This is a genomic window from Prevotella sp. TF12-30 (assembly GCF_003436715.1).
GTDB lineage: Bacteria > Bacteroidota > Bacteroidia > Bacteroidales > Bacteroidaceae > Prevotella > Prevotella copri_A.
This window is the reverse complement of sequence record NZ_QSQJ01000070.1, coordinates 6,006-6,798: the sequence shown is the minus strand read 5'-3', so window position 1 is coordinate 6,798 and position 793 is coordinate 6,006. Positions and strand designations below refer to the sequence as shown.

Genomic DNA, 793 nt, shown 5'->3' with positions numbered 1-793 from the left:
CCCCCATCCCGCTTGAGAAAGTAGGATGGGGGATTTCTGTATTTTATACTGCTATTCCATTACGTATTATATCATCATATAAGGGTGATGGTTTGCATTCTTCAATCAACACCGGTTCTATAGATGTATCTATATTAAGGGTGGCAAGCCATAATGAAGATGTAGTGTCCAGCCAGTCGCCATTAAGCTTAGGTATAACTACTGCTACATCGATATCACTATCTTTTCTTGCTTCATTTCTACTACAAGAACCATACAGATATACTTTCGCATTAGCAAGCAATGGAAGTATTGCTTCCTTGTAGCATTTTACTATCATTAAAGCATGTTCTCTATCCATTGTTTTAATTCTTTTGTTTTATTTATTAATGTTCTGCAATATTCTGGAGTCAATTTCTTCGCCAGCTCATCTTTGTAGGATGGGTATCTTGCCTCAATATTCATTGGCATTAATTCCGCAAGAAACTTTAGCTGTTCTGATGTCATTTTTGATACTAACCCGCAGCTTTGTGCCAACTTCAAGAGGTTATGGATGTATGGAACCTCATCTGGTTTTATAGCACTCCAATACGACTTTATTGTTTTTTCTATAACCAAATGGCACATAAAGCCAACATATAGCCATCTTCCACCGTTGTACATAACCTCAGCGGTTTCGATGTCATAGTCTGCAAGTTCTTTCCAATATTTAACTTTATCTATTGCCATACGTTTTGTTTTTGTGCAAAAATAAAGCAAATAATTGAGATTGCCAAATTTTTAGTGTTAAAAAGATTTTTTAGGATAAAAAACT

2 protein-coding genes are annotated in these 793 nt (G+C 35.3%); both read right to left on the bottom strand.

Features of this window, described 5'->3' with window-relative positions; all coding sequences use genetic code 11:
- Positions 1-43: 43 nt before the first annotated feature.
- Positions 44-340 (bottom strand): nucleotidyltransferase domain-containing protein, encoded by a 297-nt coding sequence (locus DXD25_RS15680; RefSeq protein ID WP_117664315.1) that lies wholly within the window; start codon positions 338-340, stop codon positions 44-46.
- On the bottom strand, positions 319-708 hold the full coding sequence (locus DXD25_RS15675; protein WP_117664314.1) for a HEPN domain-containing protein: 390 nt from the start codon (positions 706-708) through the stop codon (positions 319-321). The genes DXD25_RS15680 and DXD25_RS15675 overlap by 22 nt, the downstream gene beginning before the upstream one ends.
- Positions 709-793: the final 85 nt, after the last annotated feature.